Annotated in this window: 21 protein-coding genes; 13 read left to right on the top strand and 8 right to left on the bottom strand. The window is 67.4% G+C overall.

All coding sequences use genetic code 11. The annotated features are described in order from the left end of the window. From nadA to FB459_RS13210, 3 genes are all read right to left on the bottom strand, one after another. A complete protein-coding gene (gene nadA, locus FB459_RS13220; RefSeq protein WP_246092445.1) occupies nucleotides 1–987 on the bottom strand; it encodes a quinolinate synthase NadA in 987 nt (328 codons plus the stop codon). A 156-nt stretch (nucleotides 988–1,143) separates the two neighbouring features. Beyond that, entirely contained in the window at nucleotides 1,144–2,046 is a 903-nt protein-coding gene (locus tag FB459_RS13215; protein WP_129625653.1) for an NUDIX hydrolase, read from the bottom strand. Between the two features lie 27 nt (nucleotides 2,047–2,073). Continuing rightward, entirely contained in the window at nucleotides 2,074–2,949 is an 876-nt protein-coding gene (locus tag FB459_RS13210; protein ID WP_129625654.1) for a DUF3097 domain-containing protein, read from the bottom strand. A gap of 131 nt (nucleotides 2,950–3,080) precedes the next feature. On the opposite strand from FB459_RS13210, the gene hrcA reads away from it, so the two are divergent. The 7 genes from hrcA to FB459_RS13175 all read left to right on the top strand — a co-directional run bounded on the left by hrcA (nucleotide 3,081) and on the right by FB459_RS13175 (nucleotide 9,304). After that, complete coding sequence (gene hrcA, locus FB459_RS13205) at nucleotides 3,081–4,091, top strand: heat-inducible transcriptional repressor HrcA (protein WP_129625655.1); 1,011 nt, start codon at nucleotides 3,081–3,083, stop codon at nucleotides 4,089–4,091. A 9-nt stretch (nucleotides 4,092–4,100) separates the two neighbouring features. After that, nucleotides 4,101–5,219, top strand: a complete 1,119-nt coding sequence (gene dnaJ, locus FB459_RS13200; protein ID WP_129625656.1) for a molecular chaperone DnaJ — start codon at nucleotides 4,101–4,103, stop codon at nucleotides 5,217–5,219. Beyond that, nucleotides 5,216–5,962 carry a 16S rRNA (uracil(1498)-N(3))-methyltransferase gene (locus FB459_RS13195; protein ID WP_129625657.1) on the top strand — a complete coding sequence of 249 codons (747 nt, stop codon included), beginning with the start codon at nucleotides 5,216–5,218 and terminating at the stop codon, nucleotides 5,960–5,962. Before dnaJ ends, FB459_RS13195 begins: the two co-directional genes overlap by 4 nt. Nucleotides 5,963–6,028: 66 nt before the next feature. Continuing rightward, nucleotides 6,029–7,084 carry a PhoH family protein gene (locus FB459_RS13190; RefSeq protein WP_205744734.1) on the top strand — a complete coding sequence of 352 codons (1,056 nt, stop codon included), beginning with the start codon at nucleotides 6,029–6,031 and terminating at the stop codon, nucleotides 7,082–7,084. Next, on the top strand, nucleotides 7,081–7,569 hold the full coding sequence (gene ybeY, locus FB459_RS13185) for an rRNA maturation RNase YbeY (RefSeq protein WP_141928826.1): 489 nt from the start codon (nucleotides 7,081–7,083) through the stop codon (nucleotides 7,567–7,569). Before FB459_RS13190 ends, ybeY begins: the two co-directional genes overlap by 4 nt. A gap of 78 nt (nucleotides 7,570–7,647) precedes the next feature. Continuing rightward, entirely contained in the window at nucleotides 7,648–8,559 is a 912-nt protein-coding gene (era, locus tag FB459_RS13180; RefSeq protein ID WP_141928825.1) for a GTPase Era, read from the top strand. Between the two features lie 7 nt (nucleotides 8,560–8,566). Beyond that, nucleotides 8,567–9,304, top strand: a complete 738-nt coding sequence (locus FB459_RS13175; RefSeq protein ID WP_141928824.1) for a class I SAM-dependent methyltransferase — start codon at nucleotides 8,567–8,569, stop codon at nucleotides 9,302–9,304. A 13-nt stretch (nucleotides 9,305–9,317) separates the two neighbouring features. On the opposite strand, the gene FB459_RS13170 is transcribed toward FB459_RS13175, so the two are convergent. Then, nucleotides 9,318–10,442: a M4 family metallopeptidase gene (locus FB459_RS13170; RefSeq protein WP_141928823.1), complete on the bottom strand. Its 1,125-nt coding sequence runs from the start codon at nucleotides 10,440–10,442 to the stop codon at nucleotides 9,318–9,320. Nucleotides 10,443–10,625: 183 nt separating this feature from the next. Then, nucleotides 10,626–11,270 carry an NAD(P)-dependent oxidoreductase gene (locus FB459_RS13165; RefSeq protein WP_141928822.1) on the bottom strand — a complete coding sequence of 215 codons (645 nt, stop codon included), beginning with the start codon at nucleotides 11,268–11,270 and terminating at the stop codon, nucleotides 10,626–10,628. Between the two features lie 367 nt (nucleotides 11,271–11,637). Here FB459_RS13165 and leuA point away from each other — a divergent pair, with 367 nt between their 5' ends. Then, nucleotides 11,638–13,383: a 2-isopropylmalate synthase gene (gene leuA, locus FB459_RS13160; RefSeq protein ID WP_141928821.1), complete on the top strand. Its 1,746-nt coding sequence runs from the start codon at nucleotides 11,638–11,640 to the stop codon at nucleotides 13,381–13,383. Nucleotide 13,384: 1 nt separating this feature from the next. Here the strand turns inward: leuA and FB459_RS13155 are convergent, their stop codons facing one another. Continuing rightward, nucleotides 13,385–14,182 carry a maleylpyruvate isomerase N-terminal domain-containing protein gene (locus tag FB459_RS13155; RefSeq protein WP_129625665.1) on the bottom strand — a complete coding sequence of 266 codons (798 nt, stop codon included), beginning with the start codon at nucleotides 14,180–14,182 and terminating at the stop codon, nucleotides 13,385–13,387. Between the two features lie 98 nt (nucleotides 14,183–14,280). Here FB459_RS13155 and FB459_RS13150 point away from each other — a divergent pair, with 98 nt between their 5' ends. The 3 genes from FB459_RS13150 to FB459_RS13140 all read left to right on the top strand — a co-directional run bounded on the left by FB459_RS13150 (nucleotide 14,281) and on the right by FB459_RS13140 (nucleotide 16,306). After that, nucleotides 14,281–15,519 (top strand): aminotransferase family protein, encoded by a 1,239-nt coding sequence (locus FB459_RS13150; RefSeq protein WP_211345190.1) that lies wholly within the window; start codon nucleotides 14,281–14,283, stop codon nucleotides 15,517–15,519. A gap of 155 nt (nucleotides 15,520–15,674) precedes the next feature. After that, nucleotides 15,675–16,007, top strand: coding sequence for a hypothetical protein (locus tag FB459_RS13145; RefSeq protein WP_168990229.1), 333 nt, complete (start codon nucleotides 15,675–15,677; stop codon nucleotides 16,005–16,007). Beyond that, complete coding sequence (locus FB459_RS13140) at nucleotides 16,007–16,306, top strand: hypothetical protein (protein WP_141928820.1); 300 nt, start codon at nucleotides 16,007–16,009, stop codon at nucleotides 16,304–16,306. Before FB459_RS13145 ends, FB459_RS13140 begins: the two co-directional genes overlap by 1 nt. Here FB459_RS13140 and FB459_RS13135 read toward each other — a convergent pair. Continuing rightward, a complete protein-coding gene (locus tag FB459_RS13135; protein ID WP_129625668.1) occupies nucleotides 16,272–16,913 on the bottom strand; it encodes an alpha-ketoglutarate-dependent dioxygenase AlkB in 642 nt (213 codons plus the stop codon). The two genes, FB459_RS13140 and FB459_RS13135, sit on opposite strands and share 35 nt — an antisense overlap. 56 nt (nucleotides 16,914–16,969) lie before the next feature. Then, the gene (locus FB459_RS13130) at nucleotides 16,970–18,520 is read right to left on the bottom strand and encodes a phytoene desaturase family protein (RefSeq protein WP_141928819.1); all 1,551 of its coding nucleotides are present in this window, start codon (nucleotides 18,518–18,520) and stop codon (nucleotides 16,970–16,972) included. 63 nt (nucleotides 18,521–18,583) lie between these two features. Between FB459_RS13130 and recO the strand changes: the two genes are divergently transcribed. Continuing rightward, a complete protein-coding gene (gene recO, locus FB459_RS13125; RefSeq protein ID WP_141928818.1) occupies nucleotides 18,584–19,342 on the top strand; it encodes a DNA repair protein RecO in 759 nt (252 codons plus the stop codon). Next, complete coding sequence (locus tag FB459_RS13120; RefSeq protein WP_239701650.1) at nucleotides 19,339–20,118, top strand: isoprenyl transferase; 780 nt, start codon at nucleotides 19,339–19,341, stop codon at nucleotides 20,116–20,118. Before recO ends, FB459_RS13120 begins: the two co-directional genes overlap by 4 nt. The last annotated feature ends 35 nt before the right edge of the window (nucleotides 20,119–20,153 follow it).

The raw sequence follows: 20,153 nt of genomic DNA, 5'->3' as shown, positions 1-20,153 counted from the left end.
CTACTTGACCGCGAGCATGCGCTCGATGGCGCGGCGCGCGGGTGCTTCGAGGGTGGGGTCGAGAGTGATCTCGTGCTGGCCGAGTTCGAGCGAGCGACGGATCGCGGTGAGCGTGTTGCGCTTCATGTGCGGGCACAGGTTGCACGGGCGCACGAAGTCGACGTCGGGGTGCTCGGCGGCCACGTTGTCGCTCATCGAGCATTCGGTGATGAGGGCGACCTTGCGGCGTCCGCCGGCGTCGGGCACGCCCGCCCGGGACACCTGGCCGACGAAGTCGATCATCTGGGCGGTCGAACCCGAGAAGTCCGATGCGGCAACCACATTCGGCGGGCACTCGGGGTGGGCGATGACCGTCACGCCGGGGTTGCCCGAGCGGATGTCGTCGATGTCGGCGGGCGTGAAGCGCTCGTGCACCTCGCACGCACCCGGGTGGGTGATCACCTCGACGCCGGTGCGGGCAGCGATGTTCCGGGCGAGGTACTGGTCGGGGATCATGATGACCCGGTCGACCCCCAGCGACTCGATGATCTCGACCGCGTTGCCGGAGGTGCAGCAGATGTCACTCGCGGCCTTCACCGCCGCGCTGGTGTTGACATAGGTGACCACCGGCACACCCGGGTGTTGCCGGCGAAGCTCGGCGATGTCCTCCGGCGTGATGCTCTCGGCCAGCGAGCAACCCGAACGCAGGTCAGGCAGCAGCACCCGCTTGGCCGGGTTGAGCAGCTTTGCCGTCTCGGCCATGAAGTGCACCCCGGCGAGCACGATCGTGCCGGCCGTGACGTGCTGCGCCTCGCGGGCGAGGGCGAGGGAGTCGCCGACGATATCTGCCACGCCGTGGAAGACCTCTGGCGTCATGTAGTTGTGCGCCAGAATCACGGCGTCGTGCTCGCGCTTCAGCGCTTCGATCGCCTCGATCTCCGGCTCGAAGACGGCCCACTCGACCTCGGGGATGAGGTGGCGGACCTTCTCGTACGTGGCTGTCGACATCGTCGGCTCCATCCTATTTGCTCACATTGAGTAAATGCTTGGAGTGAGCATAACATCGCTCACTGCAAATACCGCGCGTGCGAGCACGCGCTGTGTTTGCAGTGAGAGGCGCAGTGGTTGCGGAGGGTGGGCCGTACCCGCAGCGGCGGACGCGGGTCAGCGCGATCGGGGGATCGGCACCTTGGTGCCCACCTGGCCGCGGGCCGCAATGGCCTCGCGACGGAAGCGGTAGAGCCGCGCCGGTCGTCCGCCGGTGGCGCGAGAGGTGTCATCGGTCGGCTCCACCAGCGCCTGCTGTTCGACCGAGCGGCGGAAGTTCTGTTTGTGCAGGCCGGCGCCGACCAACGCCTCGACCACCGCCTGCAGCTCGCCCAGGGTGAACGTCGGGGGCATGAGCTCGAACACGAGTGGGCGGTACTGGATCGTCGAGCGCAGCCTGGACAGACCCGTCGCGAGGATGCGGCGGTGGTCGGAGTGCATCGCGGGGCCGGTGAGGCCGTCGACGCCGTCAGCGGCGTTGGGCGAATCCGCAACCAGTCCGGCCTCCCAGAGCAACTCGTAACGTTGCAGCGCCAGCTCGGGACGCCATGGCAGTTCACCATCACCGAAGATGTGCGCGATGCGTTCGGACGCATCGGTCGACCACCTGCGCAGCTCGCTGATCAGCTTGTCGCACAACGCGATTGATCGCTCTGAACGGCGATCTTCCCACGGCAGCAGGTCGTAGACATCGCGCCAGCCGTCGTCGGCGGCCGCCCGCGTGAGCCCCAGGTAGGAGATCGACACCGCCCGACCGGCGGAACCGTCGCGGCCCAGGTCGGCAAACGTATAGAGCTGCTCCACGAAGCCCAGGGAGTGCCCCGTCTGTTCCGCAACGAACGCTCGCGCGCCGTTCTGCAGCGAGTGGTGGTCGGTGCGCAACGGGCCCGCCGGAAGGTGCAGTGGATCGCCGGCGGCGAGCACCATCGGTCCCTGATCGGGCGCGCCCGCGCAGGTGCCGACCGAGACGACGACCGCCACCAGGTCGGCATGCAGCGACGCGGCCGGGCGAGAGGTCATGACGCAGAACCTACAAGGTGAATCGGATCAGACCGGAGCGGTGACGAAGTCGATGAGCTCCTCGACGCGGCCGAGCAGCTCCGGCTGCAGATCGGCGTAGTTGTCGACCGTGCCGAGAATGCGCTTCCACCCGCGCGCGACGTCAGCCTGAGAGGCGTGCGGCCAGCCGAGCTCGGCAAGGATGCCGTGCTTCCACGAGGTGCCGCGCGGTATCACCGGCCACTTGGTCCAACCCAGCTTTTGCGGACGCACGCTCTGCCACACGTCGACGTACGGGTGGCCGAGGATCAGCACATGGTCGCGCGACTGAGGCAGCGCCCGCGCGGCGTCGACGATGCGCTGCTCCTTGGTGCCCCGCACCAGGTGGTCGACGAGGATGCCCATGCGCCGCCCCGGCCCGGGGGCGAAATCGCGGATCACGGCCGACAGGTCGTCCACGCCGTCCAGCATCTCGACGACCACGCCCTCGACCCGCAGGTCGTGGCCCCACACCTTCTCGACCAGCTCGGCGTCATGTCGGCCCTCGACGAAGATCCGGGAGCCGAGCGCGACCTTCGCCCGCTGGTCGGCCACGGCGACCGACCCACTCGCCGTACGCGTGGTGGTGGCGCGTGCGGCCGCCAGCGCGGCCGCGTCCGCCGGGCGTGGGGGAGTCAGGATCACCGGGCGTCCGTCGATGAGGAAGCCCGGGCCGAGCGGGAACGCGCGCACCTTGCCGCGTCGGTCCTCCAGGTGCACCACGTGCATCCCGCCGACCTTCTCCACCCGGACGACGGCGCCGACGAACCCGGTGTCGACCTCCTCGACGACCGTGTCGGGCTCCGCGGCGACCTCCTGGGATCGTCCACGCTTGGGCGCGCGCCAGTCGGAGGAGAGCACATCGGAGCCGTATCGGTCTGTCACGGCCGTCACGGTAGACGGCGGCGCAGGTCACGTCGTGGGTGACACGCGCGGTTCGCGCCGGGTCGTAGAATTGGCACTCGTGCCCTCGGAGTGCCAAAGTCGCGAGCGAGCCCGAACAGTGAGGAGGACCGATGAGCGAACAACGCCGTCTCGACGTGCTGCGCGCGATCGTGCAGGACTACGTCGCCACCTCCGAGCCCGTCGGGTCCAAGGCCTTGCTGGATCGTCACCAACTCGGCGTCAGCGCCGCAACGATCCGCAACGACATGGCCGCCCTGGAGGAGGAGGGGCTGATCAGTGCCCCACACACCTCCGCCGGACGTGTCCCAACCGACGCCGGATACCGCCGGTTCGTCGACCAACTCGGCCACATGAAGCCGCTGTCACGCTCCGAGCGTGTCGCCATCGAGACCTTCCTGCAGCAGGCGGTCGACCTCGACGACATCGTCGACCGCACCGTCCGGCTGCTCTCGTCGCTCACCCACCAGGTCGCGGTCATGCAGTACCCGTCGATCGGCACCGCCACCGTCCGTCACATCGAGCTCGTCAGCCTCGCCGACACCAAGGTCATGGTCGTGCTGATCATGTCGACCGGACGGGTGGAGCAGCGGGTGCTGACCATCGCCCACACCGCCGACCAACTCCTCAGCCTGCGCGACGTCGTCAACCAGGCCGCCGAAGGGCGCACCCGCGCTCACGCCGCCGACCGGCTGGACGCCTGGGCCGAGCAGCGCCGCGCAGGCGCGAAGCCTGACTCGCACCCCGACGACTCCACTCCCACGTCCGTCGGCGTGATCCGCGACTTCCTGGCCGAGGAGCGTGAGGAGCGCGTCGTCATGGCCGGCACCTCCCACCTGGTGCGCTCCGGGCAGGACTTCCCAGAGACCATCGGACCGGTGCTGGACGCCTTGGAAGAACACGTCGTTCTGTTGCGTTTGCTGCAGCAGATGGAAGGCGACGACGTCTACGTCCGGATCGGCGGCGAGAACGCCATCGACGGATTCCGGACGGCATCGATCGTCAGCGCTCCGTACACCGCCGGTGGTATCGGTGTGCTGGGTCCGACCCGCATGGACTACCTCACCACCATAGCCGCGGTTCGCGCGGTCGCCCGTTACGTCTCGGAAATTCTCGAGCAGTAAGGAACTTCGTTGAACGACTACTACGCCGATCTCGGCGTGTCCCGCGACTCCTCGGCGGAGGACATCAAGCGCGCCTACCGCAAGCAGGCCCGCAAGTTGCACCCCGACGTCAACCCGGGGCCGGAGGCCGAGGCCGAGTTCAAGAAGATCTCGCAGGCCTACGAGGTGCTGTCCGACCCGAACAAGCGTCAGCAGTACGACATGGGCGCCGACCCGTTCGGCGGTCAGCACGCAGGGTTCGGCGGCAACTTCAGCTTCACCGACGTCATGGACGCCTTCTTCGGTGCCGGCGCGGCCGGTACGCAGGGTGGCCCGAGGTCTCGCGTCCAGCACGGACAGGACGCCCTCGTCCCGTTGCAGATCGATCTGTCGACCGCCGTTTTCGGTGGCGCCGAGGACCTCGTCTTCGACACCGCGATCCTGTGTGACACGTGCGACGGTGAAGGCTCCCGCCCGGGCACCGGACGCCGCACCTGCGACGTCTGCCAGGGCGCCGGTCAGGTGCAGCAGGTGCAGCGTTCCTTCCTCGGCCAGATCATGACCACCCGTCCGTGCGGTGCCTGTCACGGTTACGGCGAGGTCGTCGAGTCGCCGTGCCCGGACTGCTCCGGCGAGGGACGCCGTCGTGACCGCCGCACGCTGAAGATCAAGGTGCCCGCGGGGGTCGACACCGGCACCCGCATCCAACTGAGCGGCGAGGGCGAGGTGGGCCCCGGTGGTGGCCCGAACGGCGATCTCTACGTCGAGGTGCGGGTCCGCAAGCACGAGACCTTCCAACGTCGGGGCGACGATCTGCACTGCTCGGTCGAACTCCCGATGACCGCGGCCGCCCTCGGTGCCAACCTGCCCCTACAGACCCTCGACGGCCCGCGCGACGTGGAGATCAAGGCCGGCACCCAGCCGGGCGATGTCATCACGCTCAAGGGCCTCGGCGTCACGCACCTGCGCACGAACATGCGCGGCGACCTGCTGGTGCACACCAACGTCCGCACCCCGATGAACCTGTCCGACGAGCAGCGCGATCTGCTGCGTCAGCTCGCCACGGCCCGCGGCGAAGAGCGTCCGGAGGGCAACTTCCAGCGAGCCGACAAGGGACTGTTCGGCAAGCTGCGCGACGCGTTCAAGTGACCGCTGCGCTCTTCCTGATCGACGCCGGACGCCTGGACGGTGTCACTGACGGTGCCCCGCTGGTGCTCGACGGCCCGGAGGGGCGACACGCGGCCACCGTGAAGCGGATCGAGCCGGGGGAAACCGTCTTGGTCGCCGACGGTTCCGGGACGGTCGCTCAGTGCACGGTGGCGGCGGCGTACAAGGACCGGCTCGATCTGGTTGTCGTCAGCACCGAGCAACAGACTCCGCAACTCCCGCGTGTGATCCTCGTCCAGGCGCTCGCCAAGGGCGATCGCGACGACCAAGCCATCGAAGCCGCAACGGAATTGGGTGTCGACGAGGTCGTGCCATGGCAGGCCGAGCGCAGCATCGTGCAGTGGAAGGGCGAGCGCGGCGCGAAGGCTGCGCGCAAGTGGGAGCTGGTCGTTCGTGCGGCGGCCAAGCAGTCCCGCCGGGCCACCGTCCCGGTCGTCGGTCCGTTGCTCGATCGCAGGGGGCTCGCCGGCCTGGCGAACGGCCGCACCGTGTTCGTCCTGCACGAGGACGCAACGACTGCCTTGGCCGATGTCGACCTCGCCGGAGTGGAAGAACTCGCGATCGTGGTCGGACCCGAGGGCGGCATCAGCCCCGCCGAACTGTCGGTGCTCGAGGACGCCGGGGCACGGATCGTCCGTCTCGGACCGCATGTACTGCGCTCGTCGAGCGCCGGGCCGGCAGCTCTCGCGGTCGTCATGTCGGGCACCCGCTGGGCGCACCACTGACCCACTCGAAGCCGGCGTGAATTTCGGATGAGACCCATCGGACCCGCACGTAGACTGGGACGCACGATGACAGATTCGACCAACAGCACCCCGCACACCGTCCAGGCGACCCACGCCGTCGAAGTACCACCGGATGTGCCGATGGTGCAGTTGCTCGGGCCGAACGACGAGTTGCTCACCACCATCGAGCGCGCGTTCCCGAAGCTGGTGATCGCGGTCCGCGGCAATGGAATCCAGCTGCAGGGCGATCCCGGCGACATGGCTCTGGTCGAGGATCTGCTCGACGAACTCATCGCGATCGTCGACGCCGGTCACCCGCTCAATCGTGACGCCGTGGAACGCTCGATCGGCATGCTGCGCCGCAAGACCCGCGAGCGCCCGGCCGACGTGCTCACGATGAACATTGTCAGCAGTCGCGGCCGCACCGTCCGCCCGAAGACGCTGGGGCAGAAGGAGTACGTCGACGCGATCGACGAGAACACGATCGTGTTCGGCATCGGCCCGGCCGGCACCGGTAAGACCTACCTCGCGATGGCGAAAGCGGTGGCCGCCCTGCAGGCCAAGGAGGTCGACCGGATCATCCTGACCCGTCCGGCGGTCGAGGCCGGCGAGCGTCTTGGCTTCCTGCCCGGGTCGCTCAACGAGAAGATCGACCCCTATCTGCGTCCGCTGTACGACGCACTGCACGACATGGTCGACCCCGACTCGATACCGCGGCTCATGGCGTCCGGCACGGTGGAGGTCGCACCGCTGGCCTACATGCGTGGCCGCACGCTCAACGGAGCGTTCATCATCCTGGACGAGGCCCAGAACACCTCCGCCGAGCAGATGAAGATGTTCCTCACCCGCCTCGGTTTCGGCTCCAAGATGGTCGTCACCGGTGACGTCACCCAGGTCGACCTGCCCGGCGGCACCACCTCCGGGCTGCGGGTCGTCCAGGACATCCTCAAGGGGGTCGACGACGTCCACTTCGCCCACCTCACCGCGCAGGACGTCGTCCGTCACCGCCTTGTGAGCGAGATCGTCGAGGCGTACGACCGCTTCGATGCCCACCGCCGCACCCCTGACAAGCGTGACGGGCAGGGTCCGCGTCGTGCTGGAGCAGCGGGGAAGAAGGCGTGAGCATCGACGTCGCCAACGAGACCGACGTCGAGGTCGACCTCGAGGAACTGCGCGAGTGCGCGGGGTGGGTGCTGCAGGAGATGCGCGTGCACCCCGAGGCCGAACTGGCCATCACCGTCATCGACGAGGACGCGATGGAGGTGCTGCACGTGAAGTGGATGGACCTGCCCGGTCCGACCGACGTGATGAGTTTCCCCATGGACGAGCTGCGTCCCGGCCGGGACGGGATCGATCCCGAGGAAGGCATCCTCGGCGACCTCGTGCTCTGCCCCACGGTCGCGGCGAAGCAGGCCGAGGAGGCCGGTCATACACCTGCCGAGGAGATGCTGCTGCTGACCGTGCACGGCATCCTGCACCTGCTCGGGTTCGACCACGCCGAGCCGGACGAGCGCAAGGAGATGTTCGACCTGCAGCGCACGTTGCTGCTGACCTTCCTGGCCCGCAGGCCGGCCGCGACGAGCATCACCCCACCGTCGGGAGACTGACGCGGCAGCGTCGGACATACTTCGACTGCGCCCCGGACGGACGCGAGCAGCACGCAATCGGTTGGAAATGAGTTCGGAATGAGTGAGTTCAAGGCAGGGTTCGCCTGCTTGGTCGGTCGACCGAACGCAGGCAAGTCGACGTTGACGAACGCCCTGGTCGGCCAGAAGGTCGCGATCACCTCGAGCAAGCCGCAGACCACGCGGCACACGATCCGCGGTATCCACAACACCGATGACTCGCAATTGGTGCTGGTCGACACCCCCGGTCTGCACAAGCCGCGCACGCTGCTGGGTCAGCGGCTCAACGACGTCGTCCGTGAGACGCTGATGGACGTCGACGTCATCGGCTTCTGCCTGCCGGCCGACCAGAAGATCGGCCCGGGTGACCAGTTCATCGCCAACGAACTTGCCGAGTTACGCCGTGGACGCCGCAAGCCGGTGATTGCGATCGCCACGAAGATCGACAAGGTGCCGCGCGACCGGATCACCGAGCACCTGCTCGCGATGGACAAACTCGGCGACTGGGACGAGATCGTGCCCTGTTCCGCGGTCGACGGCACCCAGGTCGACACGGTCGCGGAACTGCTGACGTCCTACCTGCCGAACTCGCCGAAGCTGTACCCGGACGACGTGCTGACCGACGAGCCCGAGATGGTGATGATCGCCGAGCTCGTGCGTGAAGCCGCCCTCGAAGGTGTGCGGGACGAGTTGCCGCACAGCCTGGCCGTCGTCGTCGAGGAGATGACTCCACGCGAGGACCGTCCGGAAGGCAAGCCGCTGATGGACATCCGCGTCAACGTCTTCGTCGAACGTCCCTCGCAGAAGGCGATCATCATCGGGCGTGGTGGCTCGCGCCTGCGTGAGGTGGGCACCAATTCTCGCGAGGCCATCGAGAAGCTGCTCGGCCAGCGGGTGTTCCTCGACCTGCACGTGAAGGTCGCCAAGGACTGGCAGACCGACCCGAACCAGTTGTCGAAGTTGGGATTCTGAGTACGCCATGACCGACGAGAACCTCGCGTGGGCCGAGTTCGGCGACACCCTGCGGCTGCCGATCGACGACAAGGACTACGTCCGCGACATCCCCTGGGAGAAGGCGGCGTTCATGCCGCAGTTCCCGATGATCGACATCGGTTCGGGAAGCGGCCTGACCACCCTGACCCTCGGTGAGCAGTACCCGGATGCCGAGATCCTGTCGGTGGAGCCCGACCCGATGATGCGAGCGATCCTGATGTCCCGGATTGCAGAACGTTCCGAGATTCGTTCGCGCACAACGGTTCTGCACGAGACGATCGGTTCCACCTGGTTGCCCGAGCAATGTGGTGGAGCGTTGCTGTTCAACGTGATCTACTTCCTTGGTGGGCGCGCCCGCGACCGCTTCTGGCAGCGCATGGCCGATGTGCTCGTGCCCGGCGCACCCATCCTGATGAGCCGGTCGTACGGCGGTGTGCCGGAGCAGTCGGTCGAGCGCAAACTCCTCAGCACCGCGATGATGGGCCGCAACGAGTACCAGCGCTGGTTCGAGGCGCAACCCGGACGCGACAACCGGATGGAGATCACCAACACCTTCGTCGTCCTGCGTGACGGTCAGAAGATGCGCGAGGAAACCACCAAGCTTGCGGCCTGGGGACTGGACGAGGACATGGTGCTGGACGAGATCCCGATCGGGAAGTTCGGCATCGAGGAGATCAACGACCGCTACTTCGCGATCCGGCGCCTGCCCGACATCAAGCGTTGAGCCGCCGCTGCGCTCAGAACACCTTCACGTCTCGCCAGGCCTGATCGACGGCCTGTTCCTGCGCGGACCCGTCGCCGTACCTGGCCGATGCCGCCTTGACCGTCGCCTGGGCGAATGCCACGAAGTCGGCGTCCTTGGGCAACCTGCCGGCGGTGAGCGCGTCGTACCAGACCGGCCCCACCGTCTCCCAGCTGTTGCCGTCGAGCGCCACGGCGGCACGGTAGAACGCGTGGTTGGGAATGCCGGAGTTGATGTGCACGCCGCCGTTGTCGCCGGAGTCGTCGTGGGGCAGGTCCTGGTAGTCGTCCATCGACGCTGGTTGCGGGTCCTTGCCCAGCTTCGGGTCGTCGTACGCGGTGCCCGGTGCCTTCAGCGATCGCAACGCGATGCCCTGCACCTTGTCGGTGAACAGTCCCTCACCGATCAGCCAATCAGCCTGCGCCGCGGTCTCATTGCGCTCACGTTGCTTGACCATCGAGCCGATGACGTCGGAGACCGACTCGTTGAGCGCTCCGGACTGGCCGACATAGACCAGGCCGGCGGTGTACTGGGTGAGGCCGTGCGCGAGTTCGTGACCGATGACGTCGATGCTGTCGGTGAACGAGCTGAAGTAGACCCCGTCACCGTCGCCGAACACCATCTGCTCGCCGTCCCAATACGCGTTGTCGAAGTTGCGGTCGTAGTGCACGGTCGCGATCAATGGGAGTCCCTCGTCGTCGAGCGAATCGCGACTGAACTCATCGTGCAACAACGACCAGGTGGCACCCAGTCCGTCGTACGCCTCGTTGACCGATTCGTCGGACGACGGACCGTCGGCTTCGCCGCGCACGAGTGTTCCCGGAAGTGTCGTGCCCTGCTGCGCGTCGTGCACCGAACGCTTCGGGGCAGCCGTGAGGGATGCCGGCCGCCTGAGCGACGTCTCCTCCACCCGCGCCTGCAGGTCGGGCGGAATCAACCCGCCTGCACGCGGCTGACCAGGGCGGGGACGGTTGGCCCTCGCCTCCCGCATTCCGGTGATGGTCACCCGAACCCGCAATGTGCGCTCTGCCGCGCGTGCCACCCGTTCGTCGGACGACTGCGCGAGGGCGCGCAGGATGTGCGGCGGGACGATCGTGCACAGGGCCGGCGAAATGCTCATGCCTCCATCGTGCGTCCAATCAGGCGCCCTTTGGGTCAGGAAACAGTCTCCAGAACTGGCAAAGACTTCGTCTTCATGCGGCAAAGTCGATCATGCAGGCGGCCGGTCGCGACTTGCCTTCGACCGTTCAGCGACGCCGGCGGTAGCCGTTCGACGACGTCGAACCCCGGGTGGACGGGTTGCTCAGTAGGCGACGTGGAAGCGGCGCCGTTGATGGGCGGGGCTGTCGATCTCGTCGAGAACGGCCAGGGCGAGGTCGGCGGCCGAGATCTGCGACGTGCCGTCTGGGCCGCGCAGGAGGACGTCGTCGGCGATCCGGTACTGCCCGGTCTCGGTGCTGGGCTCCCACGCACCGAACTCGGCGGCCGGGCTGACGTAGAACCAGTCCAGGTCGTCGGCGGACTGCTGCAGGGTCTCGAGCTTGTGGATGCCGAGCTCAACTTCGGGGCGCGCCTCGGGGGGCATCGGTGTCACGTCGATGAGCCGCTCCCCTCCTTCAGAGACGAGCAGGGACGAGGCGCCACCAAGGACGCCGAGCCGGACGCTGTGCTGACGGGCGAGGGTGACCAGTGCGTCGAAGACGCCCTCGACCTGACCGGCCATGTCGCCGCGAGGGGAGAGGGCCTCGAACACGACGTCGGCGCCGACCACGGCGCGCTCGAGCACGTCGGCGTCCAGTACCGAACCGGTCACGTAGGTGACTCCGGGCGTCGGGGAGTCGGGTGCGGTGCGGCTGAGCGAAAGCACTTGGTGTCCGCGGCGCGCGGCCTCGCGGACGACGGCGCTGCCGCCGTAGCCGGTTCCTCCGAGGACGGTGATGCGTGCCATGTGCGTGTTCCCTTCAGCCGTGTGGTCCCGACAACCGAAACCTGTCTGGACAACTCGGTTGCGCAGGTCAACTATTCCCAGGGGGACGCGATCCGCGCGGCCTCGACCGGTCGAGGAGGCCGACGGTGACAGAAGGCCGGCTGAACGCCTGCCGTGCCCTGCGGGACCCGGGTCCTTCCTGCAGCCGTCCGTATCGCGGACACCCGGCCCATCGGGCAGGACGCGCCCGAATGCCCGGGGCTAAACTGCTCACGTGCGGATGAGCCTCCTGCTTGGCTGCCGCGGCGAGGCCTCGTAATCGGCCTTCCTCGCCGCGGAGGTTGTGATGCCCGGGCCGAGCCCCGCTCCTACCCCAAGTGAGAGACAGATGATCTTCCCGCAGCAGCCGTCCGGAATGCCCGCCGCGAAGTACGTTCCCTTCGACCAGCAGATAAAGGTCGAACTGCCCGACCGCACCTGGCCCGACAAGCTGATCACCAAGGCACCGCGCTGGTGCGCCGTCGATCTGCGTGACGGCAACCAGGCACTCATCGACCCGATGAACTCCGAGCGCAAGATGCGCATGTTCAAGCTGCTGGTTCGCATGGGCTACAAGGAGATCGAGGTCGGCTTCCCGTCGGCCAGCCAGACCGACTACGACTTCTGCCGCGAGCTCATCGAGGGCGGCCACATCCCCGACGACGTCACCATCCAGGTGCTGACCCAGTGCCGCGACCACCTCGTCGAGCGCACCTTCGACGCCATCAAGGGCGCCAAGACGGCGATCGTGCACTTCTACAACTCCACCTCGGTGCTGCAGCGCCGGGTCGTCTTCGGTCTCGACCAGGACGGCATCGTCGACATCGCCCTGCAAGGCGCGCGGCTGTGCAAGAAGCTGGAGGAGACCATCCCGGAGACGAAGGTCTTCTACGAGTACTCGCCCGAGTCGTACACCGGCACCGAGCTGGAGTTCGCCGTCCGGGTCTGTAACGAGGTCATCGACGTCATCGACCCGACGCCCGACCACAAGATGATCATCAACCTGCCGGCCACCGTCGAGATGGCCACGCCGAACGTCTACGCCGACTCGATCGAGTGGATGATTCGGCACCTCGAGCGGCGCGAGTCGCTGGTGGTGTCGCTGCACCCGCACAACGACCGTGGTGAAGGCGTCGCCGCAGCCGAGTTGGGCTACCTCGCCGGCGCCGACCGCATCGAAGGCTGCCTGTTCGGCAACGGCGAACGCACCGGCAACGTCTGCCTGGTCACCCTCGGCATGAACCTCTACAGCCAGGGCGTCGACCCCGAGATCGACTTCTCCGACATGGACGAGATCCGCCGAACCGTCGAGCACTGCAATCAGTTGAAGGTGCCCGAGCGTCACCCGTGGGGCGGCGACCTGGTCTACACCGCGTTCTCCGGCTCCCACCAAGACGCGATCAAGAAGGGCTTCGAGGACATGGACCGCCAGGTCTCCGAGTCCGGCAAGCAGCTCGACGAACTGGTCTGGGGCGTGCCCTACCTGCCGATCGACCCGCACGACATCGGCCGCAGCTACGAGGCCGTCGTCCGGGTGAACTCGCAGTCCGGCAAGGGTGGCTCGGCGTACATCCTGAAGTCGGAGTACGGCCTGGACATGCCCAAGCGTCTGCAGATCGAGTTCAGCGGCGTGGTGCAGAAGCGCACCGACAGTGAGGGCGGCGAGGTCAGCCCGGCCCAGCTGTACCAACTGTTCAGCGACGAGTACCTGCCCTCGCTCGATCCGAGCTCCGACGGCTGGGGACGCTTCCGTCCGATCGGGCACACGATCGAGTCGGGTTCAGAGGGGCGCGACCACATCAAGGCCCAGCTGCTCGACCGCGGCGAGGAGATCATGATCGAGGGTTGGGGCAACGGACCGATCGCCGCGTTCGTGGACGCGTTGTCGACCGTCGGTATCGACCTGCGCGTGCTCGACTATGCCGAGCACGCGATGTCGGCCGGTGGCGACGCGAAGGCCGCGTCGTACGTGGAGGTCGCGATCGGTGAGCGCGTCCTGTGGGGCGTCGGCGTGCACGGATCGATCGTCAAGGCATCGCTGACCGCGATCCTGTCGGCCGTCAACCGCGCCGAACGCGACACTGTCGCAGGCTGATTCAGTTCAGACCCTCAGCAAGCGCGTCGACGACGTGCTGGAGTGCGACGGTGTCGCCGGAGCGCTCCAGCATGTCGAAATCGCCGCGGTTCCACAGCCACAGGTCGAGCTCCCAGGCGCGACCGCTGATGGTGGCGATCGGCTCACCCGAGTCGATCGGCAGCATGCTCGTCTCGTCCACGGTTTCACCCGACTCAGGATGCGTCCCGGCGAGCCTGCCCAGATGCACGGTCCAGTTGTCACCGGTGTCGACGGCTTCGAATCGGACGATGCCGTCCTGCGCGGCGAACGTCGTCCACTCGGGGTGACCACCGAGCATGACGCGAAGGATCTCGTCGACTCCATCGGCCGCCAGCACCGGGTCGATGTGCGAGATCGGTTGTGCAATGGTCAGTTCGGCGTCAACGCGGTGGATGAGCGCTTCGTGTGCCTGACGGCGCGCGATGTAACCGGCGGTATGCAGACCGGGGTCACGCGTCCACATCCAACGAGCGGCACCGACGTCCGTCGAACCGAGCGCATCGCAGAGCTTCGCGTGGGCGTCGTCGAACGCGGACAACAACGCATCCCGGCCGTCGGCTCGCTCGGGACGCTCGATCTCCGCAAGTTGCGACGCGTGACGGACCGGCGTGGCGAGGACCGTCGACCAGAACCACTGCACCTCGGTCAGGTGCGCCAACAGATCATCGGCGTTCCAGTCCGGGCAGGTGGGCACTCGCGCACTCGGCTCGGACGCTTCGATCGCCGTGCGGAACAGCTGCGATTGATGCTCAAGTTGGGCGCGGAAGTCGAGACTCATGCGTCGACCGTAGTGCCTGGTGGGACGGCCCGGGCCGGGTGATATGGCCGCGGCTAGGGTGAAACAGAAGCCAGGAAGATAGCAACAGGAGGTGCGCCGTGGGCGCTTTGTGGCATCCGTTCTCGGACATGGGGGTCGTCGAGGAGAACGGTGAATTCGTCGTCGCGCGTGGTGAGGGTGTGCACGTCTGGGACGACACCGGCAAGGAGTATCTCGACGCGACGGCGGGCCTGTGGTTCGCCAACGTGGGACACGGACGCAAGGAGTTGGCCGCCGCCGCAGCCAAGCAGGCGGAGACGCTCGCCGCGTACAGCACCTTCGGTGACTACGCGAACCCTCCGGTGATCGAGCTCGCCGAGCGACTGGCCGGGATAGCGCCGGTGCCCGGATCCAAGATCTTCCTCACCTCCGGAGGCTCCGACTCGGTGGAGACCGCGGCCAAGATCGCGCGCCGCTACTGGTTCGAGATGGGCCGTGAGAGCAAGCGGTACATCATCGGCCGCTCCAAGGCGTACCACGGAATGCATTACGCCGGAACCTCATTGGGTGGCATCCAGGGCAACACGGAAGGCTACGGCGTCCTTGTCGACGACCAGGCGCACGTCGCCTGGGATGACGCCGAGGACCTGCGTGCGACGATCGAGCGCATCGGCCCGGAGAACATCGCGGCGTTCTTCGCCGAACCGGTGATGGGTGCCGGCGGCGTGTATCCGCCGCCCGAGGACTACCTCATGGCGGTCCGCAAGATCTGCACCGAGCACGACATCCTGTTCGTCGCAGACGAGGTCGTCACCGGGTTCGGACGCATCGGCGGCGCATGGTTCGCTTCGGCGAAGTTCGGGCTCGAACCCGACTTCGTCACCACGGCGAAGGGCCTGACGTCCGGTTACATCCCGATGGGTGCCGTGTTCGTCGCACCGAAGATCGCCGAGCCGTTCTTCGAACAGGGCGCCGGACGCTGGCTGCGCCACGGATACACCTACTCCGGGCACGCAGTCGCGGCCGCCGTCGCGAACGCCAACCTCGACCTCATCGAGGCCGAGGGCCTGCTGGACGAGGCCGCTCGCCTCGAGGGTTCGCTGGCCGCAGCCTTGAAGCCGCTCGAGCAGCACGAGGCGGTCGCCGAGGTGCGTTGCGGGACGGCCGCCGTCGCTGCAGTTCAACTGCACGACATCGCCAAGGCCGCCCCGGTGGTGGCCAAGATGCGTGAACTCGGTGTCGCCACGCGTGCCGTCGGTGCGGGCGGCGTCCAGTACTCGCCGGCGTTCGTGATGACCGACGAGCAGGTGAACCAGCTGGCCCAGGTCACCCGACAGGCGCTGGACGTCGCGCTGTGAGCGGACAGCCGCCCGGGCACTCTCCGGGCCCTACCGGTCCGCCTCCGCCCGGCTGGGGTGGCCCCGGGCCTCAGCAGGGGCAGCATCCGCCGCAGCAAAGCCCGTATCAGGGACCGCCCCCGGGATACCTGCACCTGACCGTTCAGGGCAGCGCGATGACCTCGAACATGGTGCCGCCGGTCGTGCTGATCGACGGGCGGCAGGTGCCGTCGGGTTACGGGTCCTTCACCTTCCCGCTCCCGCCCGGCCAGCACCACCTATCGATCTACTGCCAATGGCTGCGTCGCTACGGGCAGGCCGAAATGCCGCTGAACATGGTTCCGGGGCAACAGGTTCCGGTGTTCTACCGTGGACCGTTGCACCAGTTCACCACCGGGAGCATCGGCCACGAGCCGCAGAAGGCGAAGGGCAAGGGTTGCATGTTCGGTGCACTCGGGTTCGCGGTGCTGGTGATCCTGGTGATCGTGATCGCCGCGCTGCTCGCTTGATGACGACCACCGCGGCGCACGCCGACATCCAACCGCGCATCGTCCGCACTCTGATGGGTGCGCAGGTGCTCGGCGGTGTCGGCATGGCCGCCGGCATGGCGGTCGGTGCGCTGCTGGCCGAGGACATCTCCGGCAGGCGGGGGGTCACCGGTGTCATCGTCGATCGGATGGGCTACAACCCAGCTGGGATGGGTCTCGGCGGCGATCGCGTTGTTCATCGTCGTCTTGGCCGTGACGGGATTGCGGTCGCGAAAGGCGCGAGCCTCAGCGGATTCCGTGTGGCCGGAACTGGATGCTGATGCGCGGGCCGACCGGCTTGCTGGTTTTCGGAATGGCGTGTTCCCAGGTGCGCTGATGTGAACCACCCATCACGACGAGATCACCGTGGCCGAGGACGAAGCGCACCGACTCGCCGCCGCCGGCGGGTCGCATCAACAACGCTCTCGGTGAACCGACGGAGACGATCGCAACCATCGTGTCCTGTGTAGATGCGCGTCCCTCCCGGTCCCCGTGCCACGCCACCGAGTCGCGTCCGTCGCGGTACAGGCACATGCCCGCGGTGGTGAAAGGCTCTCCGAGCTCGTCGGCATAGTGCGACGAGAGTGCCGAACGAGCTTGCTGCAGGACGGGATCCGGCCAGTTCTCGGCTTCGGAATAGAACCGCAACAGGCGGGGAGTGGCCACCTCGCGGTCGTACATCATCCGTCGTTCGCCGCGCCAGTCGACGCCGCCGCTGCCACCCGGCATCAGCCTGCTGAACAACTCGTCGGCCCCGGTGAGCCAGCCCGGACGCAGGTCGACCCATGCTCCGCGAGTCAAAGGAGTACGTCGGACGGCGACACCCAGGCTGCGCAGCCCGATCTGCTCCTCCTGGTCGAGCAGCGAACCCTGAAGTGCGTAGGACATAGTCCGACGCTAGGCGATCGGACCGCCGATGTCTAGAACATATGTACGAACGTTGATCAGCGTCCGAGCACCGCCATCGCAGCCGCGTAGCCGCCGAGTCCGCTGACTCCACCACCGCGCTGCGAACCGGCGCCGGCCAGCAGGATGCCGTCGTACGCCGTCGCGACTCCCCAGCGCTGCGCAGCAGTCTCGAGGCAGGCGTCGTCCTCGGCCCATGGCCAGGTCAGCGGTGCATGGAAGATGTTGCCGCCCGGCATCGCGAGTACGTCCTGCAGATCGCGCGTGGTCTTCGTCTCGATGCAGAGGTTGCCGCCACGATCGCGCATGACGACGTCGTCGATCGGCTCGGCGAGTACCGAGCTGAGCGAATCGAGCACCCGACGCTGCAGGTCGTCCCGCACGTCGGCGTCCGCGTCGTCCAGTAGGCGGTCGGGCGTCTGGAGCGTGAAGACCGTGAGTGTCTGGGCCCCGGACGCCTGCAGCTCGGGGGACAGGATGCTCGGATCGGTGATCGAGTGACAGTAGATCTCCGCGGGCATCGGGTCGGGAATCGATCCGGATTCTGCTGTGCTGTAGGCGGATTCGAGCTGTGAATACAGCTCGTTGATGTGGAAGGTGCCGCCGAACGCCGCCTGCGGTGCAACGTCCGTCTCCTTCAGCCGCGGCAGCCGGGACAGCAGCAGATTCACCTTCACCTGCGCACCCTCGACCCGGTCGCCGCGGGCCCCGACCAGGTCATCGAGGACGGCGGGTGCGGCAGCCCAGAGGACGGTCCCTGCGGTGGCACGGTGTTCGTCCCCGGCGGCCTCGGTCCAGCTGACGGCGCCGTGCCCGACGCCCGTGACCGTTGCGTCCGTCGTCAACGTCGCGCCTGCGGCGCGTGCAACCTCGGCCAATTGCGTTGCCACCTGGCCCATTCCGCCGATGGGCACGTCCCAGTCGCCGGTGCCGCCACCGACCACGTGGTAGAGGAAGCAGATGTTGTGGCGCAGGTCTGCCTGGTGCGCGGACGCGTACGTGGAGATCAGACCGTCGGTCAGCGCGACCCCGCGTACCAGGTCGTCGGTGAAAGTGTTCTCGATGACCTCGCCGAGCGGACGATCGATGAAGTCCCGCACCGACGTCGGGTCCCCGACCAGCTGTTCCATCTGCGACCGGCGCATCAGCGGTTCGGTCATCGTCGGCCACAACTTCCGGGCGAGTTCCGTTGTGCGGCCGTAGAACTCATTCCACCGCTCGAAGTCCGCGGCGGCGCCGATCGCGTCGAAGGATGCCTTGGTCGCGTCCGCGTCGCCGTTGTCGACGAGCAGCCCGCGGGCGGCTCCGGGTACGGGTGTGTAGGAGGAGTAGCGGCGGCGGGCCAGTCGCAGATTCAGGCCGAGATCGTCGATGATCCGGCGTGGCATCAGACTGACCAGGTAGGAGTACCGCGACAGCCGAGCACCCATGCCGTCGAACGCGTCCGTCGAGACAGTCGCGCCGCCGAGATCGGACTGCCGCTCCAGCAGCAGGACCGACTTGCCTGCCTTCGCGAGGTAGGCGGCGGCAGTGAGGCCGTTGTGCCCTCCACCGACGATGACGACGTCGTGCGACGTGGTGTTGTGCATGTGCCCGATCCTAGGTGTCGGTGCGGTGTCGGCTGCTCGGGTTGGGGGACAATGGACGACACCATGCCCACCTACAACGACGTCGCGATCGTGCTGCGCACCCACAAGCTGGGCGAGCACGATCGGATCGTCACGCTGTTGACCCGCGGACGCGGCAAGGTGCGTGCGGTGGCGAAGGGGATTCGCCGCACGAAGTCGAAGTTCGGGTCGCGGCTCGAGCCGGCGATGATCGTCCAGGTGCAGTGCTACGAAGGACGCAATCTGGACACCGTGACACAGGCCGAACTGGTCGCGGCGTACGGCCATCACATCGCGCAGGACTACGGTGCATACACCGCCGCTGCCGCGATGTTGGAGACGGCCGAGCGGTTGTGCGAGGACGGTGAGCAGCAGATTCAGCAGTTCAACCTGCTGGCGGGCGGCCTTGCGGCACTGGCGAGTTCGGCCCACGAGTCCGGGCTCGTGCTCGACAGCTACCTCTTGCGGGCCGTTGCGATCGCCGGCTGGGCGCCGACCTTCGACCGGTGCGCCGGTTGCGGCGACCCCGGGCCGCACCGTGCGTTCAATCTCGCCAGTGGGGGAGCGGTGTGCTCCTCGTGCCGTACCCCGGGATCCGGCGCCCCGCGTCCGGACACCTTCCTGCTGCTCGGTGCGCTGCTGGCAGCCGATTGGGACGTCGCCGACGCCAGCGCACCCGAGGTGCGCAACGAGGCGACCGGCCTGGTCGCGGCGTACGTGCAATGGCACCTCGAGCGCGGCGTGAGATCGTTGCGGCTGGTCGATCGCACCCCGACCGTGGTACCCGAAGGAGTTCGCCAGTGACCGTCCCGGACGTCCCGCCGCTGCACATCGCCGGGATCGACCCGCCGAAGATCCCGGCCGAACTCGTCCCGCAGCACGTCGCAATGGTCATGGACGGCAACGGGCGCTGGGCCAACCAGCGGGGACTGCCGCGCACCAAGGGGCACGAGGCCGGCGAGGCACAACTCATCGACGTGATCGCCGGGTGTATCGAACTCGGCATTCCGAACCTGTCGGCGTACATGTTCTCCACCGAGAACTGGCGGCGATCGCCGGACGAGGTGCGTTTCCTGATGGGCTTCAACCGCGACGTCATCCGCCGCAGGGTCGACCTGCTGCACTCGTGGAACGTGCGCTGCCGGTGGTCCGGGCAGCGTCCGCGATTGTGGCTGTCGGTGCTCAAGGAACTCAAGCGTGCCGAGGAACTCACCGCGAACAACACCGGCATGACGCTGCAGATGTGCGTCAACTACGGCGGACGCGCGGAGATCGCGCAGGCCTGTCAGCGCATCGCCGAGCAAGTGGAGGCGGGACGGATCAAGCCCTCGTCCATCGACGAGAAGATGATCGCCCGCAACCTCACCTGGCCCGACATGCCCGACGTCGACCTGTTCGTCCGCTCCTCCGGCGAGCAGCGCACCAGCAACTTCCTGCTGTGGCAGTCGGCGTATGCCGAGATGGTCTTCCTCGACACGCTGTGGCCCGACTTCACCCGCCAGGACCTCTGGCGAGCGGTGCAGATTTACGCCGACCGCGACCGCCGCTTCGGTGGCGCCGTCGACGCTGCGTCCAACTGACCTGGTCCAAGCGACAGTGTCATGCAGAGCGCGTC

Source organism: Yimella lutea, assembly GCF_006715095.1.
Taxonomy (GTDB): Bacteria; Actinomycetota; Actinomycetes; order Actinomycetales; family Dermatophilaceae; genus Yimella; species Yimella lutea.
This window is presented reverse-complemented; position numbering and strand designations above follow the sequence as displayed.